Origin of the sequence: Nostoc sp. (assembly GCF_036919595.1) — a bacterium.
Classification (GTDB): Bacteria; Cyanobacteriota; Cyanobacteriia; order Cyanobacteriales; family Nostocaceae; genus Nostoc.
On record NZ_JBALCO010000189.1, the window covers coordinates 1 to 17254 of the forward strand.

A 17254-nucleotide genomic window follows, 5' to 3' on the forward strand; every position below is an offset into this window, starting at 1 on the left:
GGGGAGAGAGGTTGCCGTCGGCAACCTCTCTCCCCCTCCTTAAAATGATTATCATTTTTATTAACTGTATATTTTATTCTCTGGAAGTCCCTAATGGAATTGTTTTTTGGTTTATACCAGACCCCTTGTGAGTGGAACAAATCTAAAAGACGCTCCTACTCCTGCAATAAAGCAAGCTATGCGTAGTGTGTCGCAGACAAAACTCGCTAACGCAAATCTAAAATCCCAAATCTAAAATCACAAATTGATAGACCTTTGACTAATTATTAATAACTATATCTGTGGTGGGTAGGACTGGTAAATAGTGGCCAAGTGCCTTACGCGTAACTGCTAAATTGCAGGTTAATGCAATTTGCTCTCTTTCTAGTAAACCCAAAATGCGATCGGGTTTGTCTCGTGCTACCACTGGTAATTGATGCAAACCTCGAAGAGTCATCCGGTCTAAAGCTTCAGATAATAGTTCATCCTGCCATGCGTAGAGGATTTCAGTAGTACAAATGTCTATGAGGGTTTGACTGGATAAATTATCTGGAATTTCAGTTAGCGAATTTGGGTAAGTTTGCCAAAGAGCAAGGGCGCGGTTAATATCTTCCAGAGAAAGTATACCAACTAATTGCTCTGCTTCATCAATTACTAAAGCACTGCGGACGCGATCGCGGATCATTTCCACAGCTGCATCTAACACTCCAAGGGTTGCAGGTAACTTTTTTGGACAGGGGTACATGGCATCTTCTACCAAAATTTGCTGCACAATTTCCACTTTTTCATCTTTCAATTCAGAAAGACCAATTTGTTGTAGGTTAGAGTTAGAGTTAAAAGTTGGTTTAATCCTTTCTACTAGCCAAACACTCAAACCCACAGCTGCCATCAACGGTAAAACAATGCGATAGTCGCGGGTTAATTCAAACAGCATTAAAATAGCCGTTAACGGCGCTCTGACACTAGCAGCCAGCACTGCTGCCATTCCTACCATTGCATAAGCTGGGGGAGCCGCCATTTGATCGCAAATAGCTGGGAATGCCACAGCCAAAATCTTGGCGTAAGCTGATCCAAAAGAAGCACCTAAAAACATTGCTGGTGCAAACAAACCGCCAATGAAACCACTACCGGCACTAATTGCAGTCATCAGTAGCTTTACCACCAACAGCACCACCAACAGGTAGAGTGGAAACTCCACATCCTGAAGCATTGCTTCTACAGTTTCATAACCGACGCCCAGAATTTGCGGGAAGTGCAAAGCAACTGCGCCAATTATCACACCCCCAATAATTGGATGAATCGGCTCAGGAATTCGTCCCAAAAAGTCAAAACCTGGAACCTTTCCAGCAAAGCAGGCTTTTGCTCCCCGAATTGATTGAGTATAAGCCAAAGAAACTAAGCTGGCCCCTAAACCCAAGCCAAGATAAAGGGGTAATTCCAAGGGACTACGGACTTGGTAAACAGGTAAATCAAAAGCAGGTTGTGCCCCCAAACCAATTTGGGCAATTAATGCTGCTACCACCGCCGCTAGCAGCACCACACTTACAGCAGAAGTAGCGAAAGATGTAGCTCCCATTACCACCTCTAGGGCAAAAAATACTCCAGCGATGGGAGCATTAAATCCAGCAGCGAGTCCAGCTGCCGCGCCAGCACCCAACAGCAAACGTTGTCGTTCTTGAGATACATTTAAGATTACAGACAACAACATCCCAAAATTTGCGCCAATTTCTACACTCGGTCCCTCTGGCCCCAGAGAAGCACCGCTTCCCAAAGAAACAGATGCGGCCAGCATCTTCGTAACTGGTCGTAGTGGTCGTCTAATCTCTGTTCCCTGAGAGGAAGCGATTAGAGATGAAAGTTCAGGGCCAAAGTCTTGAGTGCGCCAGCGCATCAAGCCAACGATTAATCCGCCAAGGGTGGGGACGCAGGCTAAAGTCCAAGCACCCCAGACGCCGATTTGACCCATTAAATTTTCCAGCATCAGCTGGTGAATCAGCTGGATTGAATAGTGAAAGGTGACTACACCCATACCAGTACCACCGCCAATGAGCATGGCTAAAAACAGCACAACTGTTTCTGGGGATGGTTGAAAACGATTAATTAGGTGAGCTAAACGAGTGGAAGGTGTAGGAAAGGCAGGTTGTTCCGTTACCTTCCTCAGTTGAGTGGGAGGCAAGAGAGTCATTGAGAGGCGGGGTAAATGTAAGAAAAAATTTAAATTTTTATCTGTTACTTCTCATTGTGAGCCATTATTTAGCAACCAGACAAGTAGACTTTATTTGCTTGATTTACAAAGCTTTAGCAAAAAATGTTATTGTGCAAAATTTTTGTGGGCAGAATGGTTAAATGGGAGACAATTGTTATTTAAGGGTCAACGATGCCTAAGTTGGGCTATTCGGCATCGTTAGTGGGGTGCGAGTGAGCGCCAACACTATTACTTTCTAGAGATAACAGAGTTTTTGTGGGCTGGGTGGACGCACTCGCAAACATTAACTAGGAGTCATCCTTGCCTAAATCTAGCTATACTCGTGTTACGACCATTGAGCCATCCTTTGTAGTAATACAATGTATGTATGATTTATGCCTGATGTCAGACCATACTTGGAAGTCTGCTAAGTATTGATCGGCATTTAATATAACTATTGTTATAGAGCGAGTAAATGGACTAGGCGGACGAGGTAAATGAATATACACACCTTTGATAATCATTATGTTACTTGCCCAATTTGCCAAAGAAATGCTACACCAAAACTAGTTAAAACGCGCATGGGCTTGTTTTGCTGCCCCTATTGCCAGGAACGGCTAGTTGTTTGCCAAAGCGGTCATTATGTCCGTGATCCGTTTACTTGGAGACAATTGATGATTTCTTCGGCGCTACGTCGTCAAAGCCGACCTTTAGCTAGGATTATCAGAGATTTTGTTTTGCTGAAGCGTCCTATGGTGGCCTTGGCTGTAGGAAGTGCCATTTTCTTTAGTGCGATCGCCTTGACTCAGGAAAGGACAAATTATGATCGCCAAGTGTTTCCCACAACAGAGAAAGTTAATGAACCAGGAAACAAATCTCAGTAAATGGATAACTTTGGTATAAATCAAATGTTACTTTGATTTTTGTAATATTATAACTAAATACTTTTGTGAAACCGTGCCTTATTCGCCCCAAATAAGACACGGTTTTACATTATTATGTGCGCTTAAAGACCCGTCCTGGTGAAACATTCAACTTATTCAGTGGATGTTCACGGGATACGGCCAATCTATCCCGGCTTTATGCCCTGCGGCAAATAGCTGTTGCGCCTTAATGCTTAACTGATAAAGGGTCAAAGCCAGTTGCCGGTCTAGGCTCTTTGCATCTTTGAGGTCTTCAAAGACCACTTTCAATGCCAATAAAATTCAGCTGAACTGACCGGGTATCGGCGGTTTACCCTGTTTCATACGCATTAACAGCGCATCTGGGTTTTCCTCAGTTGTGATTGTCTGATCTATGAGGAGTTTCCGAGCTGTTTCATAATTCATGTAGTCAGTTTAGCGTACATGTTGCTTCAGCAGGAATACCTAATTAATAAGTCATAAAACTGGCTTCTGATTATTTATAGCAATCTCATTTGATTTGTGAAAAGATAGGCGTGGAGAAAATAATGGGGGATTTGCGATGCTGTAGGTTAACCAGTATAGACTAAATATAATATCTTTGAAAAATACGCCCCGCTTATAATCAGAAGCAAAATGATATCACCGAATTTACTAGAAATTGAGCGCTCTATCCGTGCCTTGTCTGTGGAAGAACAACTTTGGCTGCTAGAAAGTATTGCTAGAAAAATCCGAGAAAATGAGTATACAAAAGATAAATTTGCTGATACCGAAAATCACAAAGAAAAACTGGAATTGATGGTTAGTGAACCCAGGATACCAATAGAAATTGCTGCGATAAATGATGAGTTTGCAATTTCTGAAATCCTCTGATATGCAAAAGTAAAAATTATGAGTTTGCCAGATTTTAAAAGTCAAAGAGACAAGTTATCGGTAAGCGATCGCTTAGAATTCCTTGAGGCGAGATTTGATAGACTTAATAGCAGTGATGCTAAAAACCAAGACCAACAGTTGATGTTGTTAACTAAACAGGGAGAGATAACTGTTTAGTTCGCTCACACTTCTAAAACCCAGGTTTCAGCTAGAGCAATCCTATCTGATTTGTTCAAATTCGCGGTGTCCAAATCCTCGACTTCCTAAAAATTGTCGGTGATCTGACTTTTCACGAATGATTTAGGACTGCGATCGCAATCTTAAATGAGTTGTAAGAGAATTCACCCCCCGCTAACGCCTTCCCCCGATTCCTTGGGGGGACTACAGGGGGGTCGCAATAATTTTAAATTCTGCGCGTTTGATTTAGGACTGCTATATATAGTTGCCAATCAATAAGTACCATAGATAACTTCTGCATCTAAGTCTTGTAGATTGACTTTTATTTCATTTATCTTTACGATTCAACCACATTATGGTAGATAAATGGGATAAATACGCTCCGATGATGTTGCTAATTAATCGGCCAATAGGGACGATCTCGCAAAAACAACTTATCAAGGGTGCTCATTACATTGTTTGAAGTTATGTAGCCTTTTGATTACGGCCTATCAACCACTGCGGTAAACTATGCGTTGATTATGATTCTTTCGCAGAGAAGAACACTCGAAAGGAGCGGTTTTTTCAATGTCTCATACAGTAAAAATCTACGATACCTGCATTGGCTGCACCCAATGCGTCCGCGCTTGCCCTACTGATGTACTGGAGATGGTTCCTTGGGATGGCTGCAAAGCTGCTCAAATTGCCTCTTCACCTCGTACAGAAGACTGCGTGGGCTGTAAGCGCTGCGAAACCGCTTGTCCCACCGACTTTTTGAGCATCCGGGTTTACCTGGGCGCTGAAACAACTCGCAGTATGGGTCTAGCTTACTAAAAAGCTCAGTGCTGAGTCACCGAACTTCTGATCGCGATGCGGGTCTACTGTCCAACCGTTTTTTCCAGAACGGTTGCCTTGTATCTTTTGGACATAAGGGAGAGGTGCAAGCCTTTACGCCTCTGGGCAGTGATACAGACCATCAAAGAAAGCCTCCGCTCAAAGTTCTCGCTGAGTCCTGAGTTTTGAGGCAAAAGAAGTAAATCAAAAAAACAATTTCTTGATTCTTCACTCAGCCCTCAGAACTCAGAACTCAATGCTCAAGAATTTTAAAGTTTCTTAATAGCAAGCATCTTTAGCAATATTTAGTGGTAGAGGGAGTAAATTACTCCCTTTTTTGTTTGCAAAACGTCAAGTTTGTGCTACCAACTAGACATACTGGATTTAATCATCCTAAAAAAAAGCGGTGTGAACAATGTGTGGAATCGTTGGATATATAGGCACTCAAGCGGCAACAGAGATTTTACTAGCTGGGCTGGAAAAACTAGAGTATAGGGGCTACGATTCTGCTGGAATCGCCACTATTTGGGAAGGTGAGGTTAATTGTGTGCGGGCAAAGGGCAAATTGCATAACCTGCGTTCTAAACTCGAACAAATAGAAACGCCCGCCCAGATTGGTATTGGTCATACACGCTGGGCAACTCATGGTAAACCAGAAGAGTACAATGCCCATCCCCACATGGATACGGCAAAGCGAGTGGCGGTGGTGCAAAATGGCATTATCGAAAATTACCGCGAGTTACGCGAGGAGCTCAAAGCAAAAGGACACCAGTTTCGTTCTGAAACCGATACAGAAGTAATTCCCCATCTCATAGCTGAATTTTTAAAGAATCTTCCCCCTTCATCTCCCTCATCTCGCTTCTTAGAGGCAATTCGCCAAGCCGTTAACCATTTGCAGGGGGCATTTGCGATCGCAGTTATTTCTGCTGACTACCCCGATGAATTGATCGTTGTCCGCCAACAAGCACCTTTGGTAATTGGTTTTGGGCAAGGGGAGTTCTTTTGTGCATCTGACACGCCAGCGATCGTTTCCTACACCCGTGCAGTGCTACCTCTGGAAAATGGTGAAATTGCCCGCCTCACACCTTTGGGCGTTGAGATTTACAATTTTGCTGGCGACAGGTTGAAAAAACAACCTCGACTGCTCAACTTCAATCCTGCAATGGTAGAAAAGCAGGGATTCAAACACTTCATGCTCAAAGAAATTCATGAGCAACCAGGGGTAGTAAGAGCTAGTTTAGACGCATACTTTAATCCAACCGACTCTACCGAATCGCCAATCAATCTTGGTTTATCTGAAGATTTATATATCGATTTAGAACAAATTCAGATCGTCGCCTGTGGTACAAGTTGGCACGCAGCATTAATCGGAAAATATTTACTCGAACAACTAGCAGGAATTTCAACTCAAGTACATTATGCTTCTGAGTATCGCTATGCACCATCACCCGTGACAGCTAACACCTTAATTGTTGGTGTTACCCAATCAGGTGAAACCGCCGATACCTTAGCAGCTTTGACGATGGAAAAAGAACGTCGCCAAGGGAAAGAACCCAAATATCAAGCGCGACTATTGGGTATTACCAATCGCCCAGAAAGCAGCCTTGGTCATATGGTACCGCATGTCATCAGTACTTTAGCGGGAATTGAAATTGGGGTAGCGGCGACAAAAACTTTTACCGCTCAACTGATGGCATTTTATGCTTTGGCATTGGATTTAGCAGCTCGTCGTCAGACAGTTTCAAAAGATGTATTAGAAAAAATTATTAACGGGTTGCAGCAGATTCCCAAAGAAATTGAAGCAACCTTGGAAAGTCAAGAACGTTTAACTGAACAGCTAGCCCATGAATTTGCCGAAACCAAAGATTTCATTTTTGTGGGAAGGGGAATTAACTTCCCCATTGCTTTGGAAGGGGCGTTGAAATTAAAAGAAATCAGCTACATTCACGCCGAAGGCTATGCGGCTGGAGAGATGAAACATGGCCCGATCGCTCTATTAGATGCGAAAGTACCAGTAGTTGCGATCGCAATACCTGGTAGTGTTTACGAAAAAGTTATTTCTAATGCCCAGGAAGCCAAAGCCAGAGATTCTCGCTTAATTGGCGTGACTCCCGTCAACGATGGCGAAGCTGCGGAAATCTTTAACGATCTTCTTCCCGTCTCTCATGTAGAAGAATTACTTTCTCCGATTTTGACAGTAGTTCCTTTGCAATTATTGGCTTATCATATTGCCGCCCGTCGCGGTTTGGATGTCGATCAGCCCAGAAATTTGGCAAAATCGGTAACAGTTGAATAATCGTATAACAATATTGTGGAGGAATTGTGGAGGAATAATAAAGTCGTATAACAAATAAAAAAGTTATACAATATATAAAAAAGTTGTACAATTTATCCTGTAGGCGCGTATGTGAGCATCTACAGGAGTTTTTATGGCTAGAAGCAAGCAAGATTGGACGCAAGCCAAGTTTGAGCGTTACTTGAAGGAAGGCCGTGGTCAGGGTAGTGGGAAAGACTATCAACCTTGGATAAAGATTCAGGATTTTCCCTCAAAGGGTCGTGTTTCTAGACCTCCAGGTTGGAAAACAAACCGAGAACATCATCTGCTTTCTGATAACGAGAAGCGGCTGTTTTACGTCTTCGAGTGGTCAGATACGATTGTAGATATAAGAGAGCAGTTTCCTCTAATTGACCTTGACTTAGCAATGAGTATTGCAGAGGAAATATGTATTAACTATCCTAAAGATCCGCAAAGCAATACTCCCCGTGTTTTAACAACGGATTTTATGCTTTCTGTTAAGCAAGGCAAAACGATAGTCCAAAAAGCACGAACATTTAAGCTAACTAAAGATTTGGGCAGTAAGTCTGTAGCTGAAAAATTTGAGTTAGAAAAGCGTTACTATGCTGCCAAAGGTATTGATTGGGGCATAATTACAGAGAAAGAAGTCCCTAAGCAATTAGCGGAAAATGTTGAGTGGGTTCATACTGCTTATAAACTAGAAGAAAATGCAGATATAAATCTTGAAGAACTACGTGACATTGCCAACATTTTAAAATCTAGACTTCAGGAAAGTGATGCAAACATTAATCGAATAACAACAGATTTAGATAAAAATATGAATATAGAGTCTGGTACATCTCTGTATCTTTTTAGGCATCTTATTGCTAATAAGGAAATCATTATGGATATGTTAGTCACAAAAATATCTAGTTGTCCTTCTTCTAAAATAATTAAAAAAATTATTTTTTAGATAATAATATGTGGTGCATTAAATTATATGAGTAATGATTTATTTATCAATGACCTGATTGAATGGATTGATGAATCAGGTAATAGCTTCATAGAACGAGTTCTATGGATTGATGAAGGCTATATTATAGCCTTTGTTTTTAATATAAATACTAAAACAGGGTTTCCAGAGCATAAAAAAGTTTCGGAGATTATAGAAGCTCTTTCTGATGGTAGTGCATTGAAACTTAAATCAGACCCGTGGGCAAGAATAGTAACAGAAGAAGATTTGTCTGAGAAAGAAAAAGAACTTAGAGATAGAGCTTGGCAAATAATTTCATTTATTGTTATTCAAGAACCTTCAATATATTATCGGGATTATAGAGGTGCTTTAGTTCAGCAGACTATTGAAAAATATAATGCAGGCAGAATAAAAGGTAAATTAGTAGAAATAAGCGTTTATAAATATTTAAGAAGATTTTGGCAAAGAGGTAAAAATAAAAATGCTCTTTTGCCTGATTATGTAAATTCTGGTGGTAAAGGAAAGTCCAAAGCTTCTGGAGAAAAGAAGAGAGGAAGACCAAGAAAATACGCACACGATCAAGAAATTGGTGTTGGAATAAATGTTAATGAGGAAGATAAAAAGATATTTAGATTTGCAATTGCTAAGTTTTACAATAATTCCAAAGAGAACTTTTTAACAACCGCCTATGATTTAATGATAAAAAAATATTACTCCGAAGATTTTTATTATGATGAAAATGGAGTTAAAAAAAGCATTTTAATTCCTCCAGATAAACGACCTACATTTACTCAATTTAAATACTGGTATGAAGTAGAACAATCGGATATTAGAAAGACTATCATATCTCGTAAGGGTTCGACAAAATACGCTTTAGAACATCGAGCCATTACGGGAACTTCCCAAATGGAAACTATTGGCCCTGGATCTAGATATCAGATTGATGCCACAATTGCCGATGTATATTTAATATCAATGTACAATCGCAACTGGATTATTGGTAGACCTGTTATCTATGTGGTTATTGATGTTTTTAGTCGCATGATAACGGGGGTTTACGTTGGATTAGAAGGGCCATCTTGGGCAGGGGCAATGATGGCTTTAGCCAATTCAGCCACAGATAAAATAAAGTTTTGCCGAGAATATGGTATAGAGATTTCTGAAGATGAGTGGCCATGCAGGCATATTCCTGATGCTATTTTGGGCGATCGAGGTGAATTAGCAGGGATGAAGGTAGAAACATTAATCCCTAATTTAAACGTTCGCATTGAAAATGCTGCTCCTTATCGAGCAGATTGGAAAGGATTAGTTGAAAGACAATTTCGGACTATTCATGGGTATGTAAAACCATTTGTTCCCGGTTATATAGATACTGACTTTAGACAGAGAGGAGGTCATGATTATCGCCTTGATGGTAGGCTTAACATAGATGAATTTACTAAAATAGTTATCTTTTTGATTCTCCAGCACAATAATCATGATTATTTAACTAAATATGCCAGAGATGAAATGATGATCACTGATGATGTTAATCCTATACCTAGAGAGTTATGGCAATGGGGAATTGCCAATCGTTCCGGTAAGCTGAGAACTTGTGAAGAAGATATTGTCAAGCTGAATTTAATGCCAACTGGAAAAGCAACAATTACCGCTCGTGGTATTAAATTTAAGGGAATGTATTACACCTGCGAGAAAGCAAGGAAAGAATTCTGGTTTGAAAAATCTAGAAGTAGTTTACTGTCAAAATCCGAAAAATCATTGGATATATCATATGATATCCGACAATCAAAGTTTATTTATTTGCGCTCTCCAAATGGTAGAGATTTTGAAAAGTGTTTTCTTTTAGAGTCTGAACAAAGATATTTAGATAAAAATTTATATGATATTGAATATTTATTTGCATATGAAGAATTGCAAAAGCAAAAAAACAAAGGTAAACAACTACAAGAAAAAGTCGATTTGATAGCAAATATAGAAAGTATAGTTAGTAAGGCTAAAGAAGATACTGAGGCAGTTTTAGACGATAATATAAGTGATAGACAAAAGGTTGCAGGAATTCGAGAAAACAGAACCTTTGAAAAAGATAAACGACGCAAAAATGAAGGTTTTGAACTAGCAGAAGAACAAATTACTAATAGTACCGAGGCTAAAAATAATAAAGTAAACACTCAATCTGAAGATTCAGAGTCATCCAAATTATTAAAGCCTGACCATATGGATTTACTCAGACGGAAAAGACAGGAGCGAAAACGTGGAGAAGATTGAGGGTGAACTTGTTAGGATTCCTAATGGAGAATTAGCGATTGTTGCCAGATATATAGACCAAAAACTTCCAGAATATAACGCCAATCCATTAGTTCAGGCTCTACCTCCTATTCTTTCATCGGAAGATTTTATAGATAAAGTAACAAGAACCCCAGATTTTGATGAACAAGAGAGGGAGATAGAAGCTCATTATAGGTTTCATTGCATTGAGAGGCTATCTAGATATTTTGATCCTCAAGATAAAACTGTTGAATTACAGAAGGTCATTTGTAACCTAATTATGAAGGGCTATTTAGCTCGTAATATTCTGAGACCTGAATATGCAAGTCGCTCTAGGCAGATTTATAATGCAATAAAAGATGGAGGAGGTAAAAACTTAGAAAACTATGTTAATCTTCCTACCTCTGCTTCCGGTTTAACCCTAATCGGCCCATCAGGGATGGGAAAGTCTACAAATTTCCAAAATATTCTTAATCTTTATCCTCAAATAATTCTTCATCCTGAATATACTGTTTACCAAATAGTTTGGTTGAAAGTTGACTGCCCTCATGCAGGTTCTTTGAAGGGTTTGTGTATTGATATTTTTCTTGCCGTTGATAGGCTATTGGGTACTAACTACTTTAAAAAATTTGGTTCATCGCGCAACTCTGAAGATTATATGCTGGCTCAAGTTGCCCAAATCGCTCATACTCATCATTTAGGGGTTTTAGTTATAGATGAGATGCAAAATCTTGTGACAGCAAGAAGAAGTAGCTCAGATATGTTGAACTTCTTAGTAAAAATGGACAATACTGTAGGAGTTCCAGTAATTCGAGTTGGTACAAATGAGGCTTTTCCTATTCTTCAAGGAAATTTTAGAAATGCTAGGAGAGGAACAGGAGAAGGAAGTGTAATTTGGGACAGAATGGTAAATGATCATAAATGGTATTTCTTTATGGAAGGAATGTGGGAATACCAATGGACAAAAACTTTTCTTCCTTTCTCAGATGAGATAAATGAAGTTTTTTATGACGAAAGCCAGGGAATTATTGATATTGCTATCAAACTTTACAAAATGGTTCAATGGAGAGCAGTTTCAATAGGCGGGAAAGAAATTATTACTGTTGAGCTAATTCGTCAAGCAGCTAAAGACGGACTATATTTAGTAAAGCCAATGCTAGATGCAATTAGATCAGGAGATAAGGAGTGGATGATTAAATATAAAGATATTGCTCCTCTCGATACTACAGAGTATCAAAATAAATCTCTATCTGAGCTTGATTCTAAAGATTTGCAAGAGATTCGGAGATTAGCCAGAAAGCAACAGACTCATCAGAAAGGATTACTGAAGCTAAGTTATGTAATTCTTGAGCTTTTGAAATTGGAAGTAGAACCTGCTAAAGCAAAAGAATGTGCTGAACAAGTAGTTGTTTCTAGTGATGAAGATGCAGATATTACATCGTTAACAAAGAAAGCATATACTCTTGCTTTGCAAGGAGGACAAGTAAATGAGAGTCTTGTTAAGGCAAATACAAATCACGCTAAATTAAAGCTAAAGTATCAGGAGAATGACATTCGACGAATTGTTGAAAATGCCAAGAAGGAGAAAAAGTCTGCATACGATGATTTGAAATTAGCTGGTATAATCAAAAATCCAGTAGAAGATTTTATAAATATTTAGCTTCTTGATGCTTAGTTTTTTCCCAACTCTGTATCCTGACGAACTTTTGTATAGTACTTTAGCTCGATACCATATTCGGAGTGGTAATAAAAGTTTCAAACAAACTGACTTAGAACTATTCGGTTACAGTTCTCAACAAGTATGCAAAGTTACTTTAACTAATAACTTAAATTATTTAGTTAAAAACTTCCCTTTACGTTCTCAGCAGACAATTAATAATTTACTGCAAAATCATACTTTATATCCTTTTTACGCAACTTTCTTAATGCCACAGGAAGCTTGGTTATTAAAAGACTCAATGAGTAAAAAACTTAGTGGGTCGATTTTAGAGGTTGCTAAGGTGGCTACTGGTTCTAGTGGTGAGTCAAAAAATTTTTTAAAATTTTGTCCTGAATGTTTAGAAGAAGATACTCAGCAATATGGTGAGCCTTATTGGCATAGAACACATCAAATACCAGGAATTTTAGTTTGTCCAACTCATGGTGTCATTCTTTGCGATAGTTGTGTAGCAATTGAGTCGAAAGGCATACATTATTATGCTGCAAGCGTAGATAATTGTTTAGTAATTACAGATGTCAAAAGTTTTACAAATCAGGCTTTAAGAACGCTTTTAACACTGACAAGTGATATTAATTTGCTAATTCATAGTAATTTTACTTTTAAAGGTTTAGCTTGGCTTCGCACTCAGTACCAGCGATACTTAGTTAATAAAGGACTGCTGCAAATCTTTCCTGGTGGAAAGTTTAAGTTTGATGAGTATACTTTTTCAAAGCTTATATTTGATTTTTATGGTCAAGAATCCTTAGAAGCTCTTAATCCAAAGTTAACCCAACATCAAGGTAAATATTTTTCTCATTGCTTGCTTGGGTGTGACTTAAATCCAGCAGTTGACCGCATCACTCATATCTTAATGGTAAAATTTTTAGCAAATTCTGTAGAAGCATTTTTTCAGTAATAAGATTTACATCAAAAGATTATTACGAACATTAATATAAAGCAATAATAATTAACTAAAAAGTATTATATTTGCTTAGTGTTTTAAAGTACTCTCACATTAATCACTAAGGTAGTCTAAATAATAATTAGTTGCCTCTATCGTGTATCTGCTTAAAGATAGGGTGGTAAAGATGGTTGTTGATTACAGCTTACTTACACAGATTCTCTCAGAGTCACCTTTAAATCTAACAAAGCCAACGGAGGTTTTAACACCTCAGTTACCATACGTAGATTTAATTTTTAACTTGATTGGTGAGACAGTACCTCTCGACCACGGTTATGAGTTATTTTCTGCGATCGCCTATTTGGAAGCTGAACTTCATAAATTAAATACAGTTGGAATTCATACTATTGCAGGTATTCCCAAGAAAGGCGTAATTCAGCTAACTAAAAATTCTAGGCTTCGGATTCGGCTACCAGTAGATCAAGTGCATTTGGTTTATCCGTTAGCAGGTAAGTCCCTGAGAATTGGCAAGCATACAATTCGCTTGGGGATTCCTGAAATTTATTTGCTTGAGCCTGCTGAGATATTGCGATCGCGTATAGTGATTATCCAGGGTTATCAAGAACCGGAGTCATTCTTAGCAGCAGCACAGCGTCAGCTAGAACAACTGGGTATCCAGGAAAAAGCCTTTATTACCAAAAATACTGATGGTAGCCCAAAACGTAGAAGTATCAAAATCAAGCGCTTTACGGTTGTGGGTTTTGGGTTAGAAATCATTAATCTCAGCAATGAAGATTCGCTAAGATTACTGAGATATGGCATTGGGGGAAAGCGTAAGATGGGCTGTGGCATTTTTGTGCCAGTGAAGAGAAAGGGAAACGCAAGTTAAAGCTGGTTTTGACCACTACCCAATAAAAGTTTAAGAGTATTTCTCAGAAATAAATAAGATGTCCATAGTAGCTAGTATTGTCAACCCCAAAATCCAGTTAAATCTGGGCGACCCAAGCATAACTTGGATACATCGTGCTGGCATAGCAGGACTGTGGATGACGCTTAAGCAATTAGAAAAACTATACCCAATACCTGCGGAACGACCTGGTAATTTAACTTGGTTGCTGACTCCTCGCAGTATCAGCCTTGAATGGCAAGGGCAGGATTTCTTAGTTTTAGACTGGCTGCTAAAGCAGTCTTTTCAGATTAATGAAGAAGGTCTAATTTCGCTGACAGGCTTAAATACGCATTCAATCAATATTGAAACCCAAATTAATATTCACTTGGGAATAACAGGAACGTTTCTCCAACATAATCAGATTTTTAAATTTGACGGCGGTAAATCTTGGTCATTAATAGTTGATGGTGTAGAACTCGATGTCAAGTATAAAAAAGCAGTTTCCTATGCTCATCAGCATTTTGCTAAACAACTCTGTGATAAACAAGGTCAATTATTTGAACAATCAATTAGTGTAGCAGGGTGGCTATATCCGGGGTCTGTAGTTCGTCATGTTGCTTTTACAAAAGAAACTAAGTTTGAAGAGAAACCAGAACTGGCTTTTGCTCTTTTATATGCTCCTGTCGCTTGCCACTACTTTGTTTTGCGATCGCATACCAAATTGGAAAACACACAATATGTCCTAGTTATACCTGAAGTAGTTGACTTAGAAATTTATGCCCAGGAATACTGGAATTTGAGAAACTTAGATTACAAGAATTTCCATATATCTAGCTTAGGAGATGCTGCATTAAAATTCCTTACTTACGAAAAAATTATAGAACTGGCTACACCTGATCCAGTAAAACGATGCCAGGTCATGTTATTTGGAACGGTAATTTGGTCAAAGCAGCAAAAAACTCGTATAGAAATAGCAGTGGTAGAAGCGACTGAAATAATAGATTTTATCTATAAGCTTAGTCGTATTTATTTTCCAGAGTACCAAATTATTAAGTATAAAAATAAAAATTTGATCATTAGCAACATGTTTAGGGGAACAATTGCCGATAACTTAGTAAAGGGCTTTCCTTGGTGGGCTAATTTATATACAATCTTTAAAAATAAAAGTTTATTGAAACTCATTACTAATGATGGAGTTTATAAGATGATTCAAAACTCTGAATGGAATCTAGAAAGTCAAAAACTATTTATTAAAGCTTGCCATGAGGCATTGAAGAAAATATACGCTAAAATTTATGGGCGAACAAATGAAGGTCAATATGCTCAAATTGAGCGAGAAAACATACGTATTTTATCGCAACTAAGACGTTGTACAAATGCTGAAAACTTCCGGAAATTCATTGCGGAGTTTTGGGGAAGAGCAGGCCAACTTTCAATTCTAGAAAAACATTGGGAAGAATTACTGCCATTAACTTCTGGAATAATGGATTGGAAAGTTGCCAGAGATTTAACTTTTATTGCTCTTGCTAGTTATCCGAAAAGCAATATGGTTGAGAAAAAAATATTGGATATATCTGATTCTAATAGGGAATAATTATACATTATTTAACTTCATCAAACACGAAATATAAATTTAATAGGTAATTCTAAATGTTTCATTTATTCGGTAATATTTTGACTAGCTATGGAACCGCAGCTAATAATCGTGGGGAAAATGAAGGTAATATAACTTCCTTACAAAAATTACTTTGGCAAGGTGAAGTTCATACTACAGTTTCATCTGAGGCGATTCGTTGGGCATTACGGTACTACTGGCAAAATGTTGGCTATCCGGTGAATCGACCTTGGGATGAGAATGCTCAACCAGTAGCGGATCATGTTTGGCAAGACCCCAACTTTGATGATATTCGCTTTATTGATGATGATATTTTAGGATTTATGCAGGCAGAAGCAGCAAAGGTGGAAGCGTCAGATGAGCCTGAAAGCGAGTCAGAAGAAACACCTGAAGATGAGAACAAAAAAAGTTCTAAAGGTAAGGATAAGCAAACTTCTCCACGTAAGGGCAAGCAAAAGCTTAAAGGAAAAATAACTGCTAGACGAGGTGTATTAGAAGTTACTCGTGCAGTGTCAATGATACCTTTTACTGGGAATATTACCTTTAATGCTGTCAGTGGAGCCAAAGGACGAAATTCTCTTTATGGCACAGAGATTCATGCTACTCGTTATCAATATGGTTTTGCATTGACACCTGATAGCCTCAAAGATAAATCTCGCATCCATCCTGTTCTAGATGGTTTGATTTCGATTGGTGAAGTCGCGGGAAATCATGCCCGTTTTTTGTATGATTTCTCCCCTGAAAGTATTGTACTGCGCTGGACACATGATTTTTCCCCTCGTTTTCTATATTGCTTTGAGCAAGATGATCTGGGGAATTTGTCAGTATCCAACTTAGTGCGACAGGTAGAAGCAGGAGATATTGATCCCAAAGAATTATGGATTGGAGGCTTAATTTCTCAGGGTTTAGAAGATTTGGGAGCAAATGTGTTTCCTGGAGTGAAGTCAGCAGTCAAAGCATTAAAACAGGTCATTGCTGAAGATTTGCAGTTGTCATCGGGGAGCGATTAACATGACGACAATTGCTTTGAAAGTTGAAGTACCTATTGCTTGTTTTCGTCAATCCCGTGCTAGAGAATACGCTGAAACGTATCCAGTACCACCACCTTCTACGGTGTACGGGATGTTACTTTCTCTGATTGGTGAGACAGATCGTTATAAGTATTGTGGAACTCAATTAGCGATCGCGCTCTTGTCTAAACCAGAAAAATCTATTGTAATTAGGACTTTTCGCAGATTTAAAACGAAAGATATCCACGACCCTAAGAATGCTAAACCTGATTACCAAGAATTGCTAACGAACATTGAGTTTGTAGTTTGGGTGAACATGAAAACAGACAAAGTAAAGCCTACTTTACCAGAACGTTTGCAGCAGGCATTTGCGAACCCAGCTTCTATTAATCGATTTGGTGGACTGTGTTTAGGTGAAAGTCGGGATCTAGTCAATACTGTTACCCTTTTACCTGAGAACTATCATACTGAGTCGCTGTGGTGGTTAGTTACAGATGAAGATGGTTCGCTAACCCTACCCTACTGGGTTGATCATGTTGGATCTAAGAGAACGCGCTGGCAGCGTTATGAGCTTCAAGAGTCCCAAGTATGGCAACCACCGGATTTATCGTGGACTACAATTCAAACTAGTTGAAAAATGAGGATATTTAGATTTTGACAAGCATACCTGCTTGTTGCGCCGACATAAAGAGATAAAA

14 protein-coding genes and 1 pseudogene are annotated in these 17254 nt (G+C 38.8%); 13 read left to right on the forward strand and 2 right to left on the reverse strand.

The genetic code is table 11. The features are described 5' to 3' along the window. Window positions 1–259 precede the first annotated feature (259 nt). Window positions 260–2164: a chloride channel protein gene (locus tag V7K21_RS29145; protein ID WP_335179385.1), complete on the reverse strand. Its 1905-nt coding sequence runs from the start codon at window positions 2162–2164 to the stop codon at window positions 260–262. A 497-nt stretch (window positions 2165–2661) separates the two neighbouring features. Between V7K21_RS29145 and V7K21_RS29150 the strand changes: the two genes are divergently transcribed. Further along, entirely contained in the window at window positions 2662–3048 is a 387-nt protein-coding gene (locus V7K21_RS29150) for a hypothetical protein (protein WP_335179387.1), read from the forward strand. Window positions 3049–3225: 177 nt separating this feature from the next. Here the strand turns inward: V7K21_RS29150 and V7K21_RS29155 are convergent. After that, window positions 3226–3492: pseudogene (locus V7K21_RS29155) on the reverse strand (Dethiobiotin synthetase); the annotation flags it as partial. A gap of 210 nt (window positions 3493–3702) precedes the next feature. On the opposite strand from V7K21_RS29155, the gene V7K21_RS29160 reads away from it, so the two are divergent. The 12 genes from V7K21_RS29160 to cas5 all read left to right on the forward strand — a co-directional run bounded on the left by V7K21_RS29160 (window position 3703) and on the right by cas5 (window position 17190). Next, window positions 3703–3939, forward strand: coding sequence for a hypothetical protein (locus tag V7K21_RS29160; protein WP_335179388.1), 237 nt, complete (start codon window positions 3703–3705; stop codon window positions 3937–3939). Between the two features lie 18 nt (window positions 3940–3957). Continuing rightward, window positions 3958–4116, forward strand: a complete 159-nt coding sequence (locus tag V7K21_RS29165; RefSeq protein WP_335179390.1) for a hypothetical protein — start codon at window positions 3958–3960, stop codon at window positions 4114–4116. A 567-nt stretch (window positions 4117–4683) separates the two neighbouring features. Next, complete coding sequence (gene psaC / locus V7K21_RS29170; RefSeq protein WP_012411495.1) at window positions 4684–4929, forward strand: photosystem I iron-sulfur center protein PsaC; 246 nt, start codon at window positions 4684–4686, stop codon at window positions 4927–4929. 415 nt (window positions 4930–5344) lie between these two features. Beyond that, complete coding sequence (gene glmS / locus V7K21_RS29175) at window positions 5345–7225, forward strand: glutamine--fructose-6-phosphate transaminase (isomerizing) (protein ID WP_335179392.1); 1881 nt, start codon at window positions 5345–5347, stop codon at window positions 7223–7225. Window positions 7226–7358: 133 nt separating this feature from the next. Next, a complete protein-coding gene (locus V7K21_RS29180; RefSeq protein WP_335179394.1) occupies window positions 7359–8177 on the forward strand; it encodes a TnsA endonuclease C-terminal domain-containing protein in 819 nt (272 codons plus the stop codon). Window positions 8178–8204: 27 nt separating this feature from the next. Continuing rightward, entirely contained in the window at window positions 8205–10442 is a 2238-nt protein-coding gene (locus tag V7K21_RS29185; protein ID WP_335179396.1) for a Mu transposase C-terminal domain-containing protein, read from the forward strand. Further along, window positions 10429–12102 (forward strand): ATP-binding protein, encoded by a 1674-nt coding sequence (locus tag V7K21_RS29190; RefSeq protein WP_335179398.1) that lies wholly within the window; start codon window positions 10429–10431, stop codon window positions 12100–12102. The genes V7K21_RS29185 and V7K21_RS29190 overlap by 14 nt, the downstream gene beginning before the upstream one ends. Before the next feature lie 7 nt (window positions 12103–12109). After that, window positions 12110–13057 (forward strand): TnsD family Tn7-like transposition protein, encoded by a 948-nt coding sequence (locus V7K21_RS29195; RefSeq protein WP_335179424.1) that lies wholly within the window; start codon window positions 12110–12112, stop codon window positions 13055–13057. 172 nt (window positions 13058–13229) lie between these two features. After that, window positions 13230–13931 (forward strand): type I-MYXAN CRISPR-associated protein Cas6/Cmx6, encoded by a 702-nt coding sequence (gene cas6, locus V7K21_RS29200; RefSeq protein ID WP_335179400.1) that lies wholly within the window; start codon window positions 13230–13232, stop codon window positions 13929–13931. A gap of 58 nt (window positions 13932–13989) precedes the next feature. Continuing rightward, window positions 13990–15525 (forward strand): type I-MYXAN CRISPR-associated Cas8a1/Cmx1, encoded by a 1536-nt coding sequence (cas8a1, locus tag V7K21_RS29205; protein WP_335179402.1) that lies wholly within the window; start codon window positions 13990–13992, stop codon window positions 15523–15525. A gap of 56 nt (window positions 15526–15581) precedes the next feature. Further along, the gene (locus V7K21_RS29210; protein ID WP_335179404.1) at window positions 15582–16556 is read left to right on the forward strand and encodes a DevR family CRISPR-associated autoregulator; all 975 of its coding nucleotides are present in this window, start codon (window positions 15582–15584) and stop codon (window positions 16554–16556) included. A gap of 1 nt (window position 16557) precedes the next feature. Continuing rightward, entirely contained in the window at window positions 16558–17190 is a 633-nt protein-coding gene (gene cas5 / locus V7K21_RS29215; RefSeq protein ID WP_335179407.1) for a type I-MYXAN CRISPR-associated protein Cas5/Cmx5/DevS, read from the forward strand. Window positions 17191–17254 lie beyond the last annotated feature (64 nt).

Coding starts and splice junctions, on each gene's coding strand:
- V7K21_RS29145 (WP_335179385.1), bottom strand. CDS start 2,164: ATGACTCTCTTGCCTCCCACTCAACTGAGGAAGGTAACGGAACAACCT.
- V7K21_RS29150 (WP_335179387.1), top strand. CDS start 2,662: ATGAATATACACACCTTTGATAATCATTATGTTACTTGCCCAATTTGC.
- V7K21_RS29160 (WP_335179388.1), top strand. CDS start 3,703: ATGATATCACCGAATTTACTAGAAATTGAGCGCTCTATCCGTGCCTTG.
- V7K21_RS29165 (WP_335179390.1), top strand. CDS start 3,958: ATGAGTTTGCCAGATTTTAAAAGTCAAAGAGACAAGTTATCGGTAAGC.
- psaC (WP_012411495.1), top strand. CDS start 4,684: ATGTCTCATACAGTAAAAATCTACGATACCTGCATTGGCTGCACCCAA.
- glmS (WP_335179392.1), top strand. CDS start 5,345: ATGTGTGGAATCGTTGGATATATAGGCACTCAAGCGGCAACAGAGATT.
- V7K21_RS29180 (WP_335179394.1), top strand. CDS start 7,359: ATGGCTAGAAGCAAGCAAGATTGGACGCAAGCCAAGTTTGAGCGTTAC.
- V7K21_RS29185 (WP_335179396.1), top strand. CDS start 8,205: ATGAGTAATGATTTATTTATCAATGACCTGATTGAATGGATTGATGAA.
- V7K21_RS29195 (WP_335179424.1), top strand. CDS start 12,110: ATGCTTAGTTTTTTCCCAACTCTGTATCCTGACGAACTTTTGTATAGT.
- cas6 (WP_335179400.1), top strand. CDS start 13,230: ATGGTTGTTGATTACAGCTTACTTACACAGATTCTCTCAGAGTCACCT.
- cas8a1 (WP_335179402.1), top strand. CDS start 13,990: ATGTCCATAGTAGCTAGTATTGTCAACCCCAAAATCCAGTTAAATCTG.
- V7K21_RS29210 (WP_335179404.1), top strand. CDS start 15,582: ATGTTTCATTTATTCGGTAATATTTTGACTAGCTATGGAACCGCAGCT.
- cas5 (WP_335179407.1), top strand. CDS start 16,558: ATGACGACAATTGCTTTGAAAGTTGAAGTACCTATTGCTTGTTTTCGT.